General features: G+C 64.6%; 1 protein-coding gene. It reads right to left on the bottom strand.

Going from position 1 to position 725, the window contains the following annotated elements; genetic code table 11:
* The coding region (locus tag IM300_RS22530; protein WP_193038359.1) for an RHS domain-containing protein at positions 1 to 725 on the bottom strand (725 nt) is incomplete at both ends.

Here is a 725-nt window from a genome sequence, read left to right as displayed (position 1 = left end):
CTGTTTACCCCTTCCCAGCGCACCTGTCCTTCGCTATCCGTCATCCGCTCCGGCGTGCCGTTCGGCTGGCAGTGGAACCAGAAGATTTCCGGGGCATCATCGCCGTCAATACGCGCCAGCGGATCGTAGCTGTCCTGATCGCTGTAGACGTAGGTCAGCGGCACATCCCCGTGCACTTCCTGCAACAGCCGGAATCCCTCCCAGACAAATCGCGTGGTGACAGGCTTACCGGTTGGCTGGCCGCCCAGCATCTGGCGGCGCGTTTTGCTGATGCGTCGCCCGAGCGGATCGTAGCGGAAGCTGACCTGCGTCTGCGGCCTGTTGCGGTCCCGCGGCTGGCTGATCACCTCCGTCAGGCGGTGCTCACCGTCGTAGCGGTAGTGCCAGCGGGTCTGTCCGTTATCTTTCTCCACGGTGCGTCCGTGGACGTCATAGCGCCAGCGAATGCCGTTCAGCTGCGTCAGGCGGTTGTGCGTGACCTTCTCAGCAGAGCCTTCCAGCGGGTTACCGGCTGCATCCCAGCGCCACTGCTCCTGGCCGGGCAGCGTACCGTCCTGAGCCAGCAGACGTCCGGCGCTGTCGTACTGCCAGCGGTACCAACTGAACGGATTATCGTCCCGCTCTTCGCGAACCAGGTTATTGCGGTAGTCGTAATCCCAGCGGCGGGACCAGCGGCGCGGCGACGGGCGCTGGGCGTTGCCGGTAAAGACGTCCCGCCGATGCAG

Origin of the sequence: Enterobacter cloacae complex sp. I2, from assembly GCF_014896205.1 — a bacterium.
Lineage (GTDB): Bacteria > Pseudomonadota > Gammaproteobacteria > Enterobacterales > Enterobacteriaceae > Enterobacter > Enterobacter quasihormaechei.
This window is presented reverse-complemented; position numbering and strand designations above follow the sequence as displayed.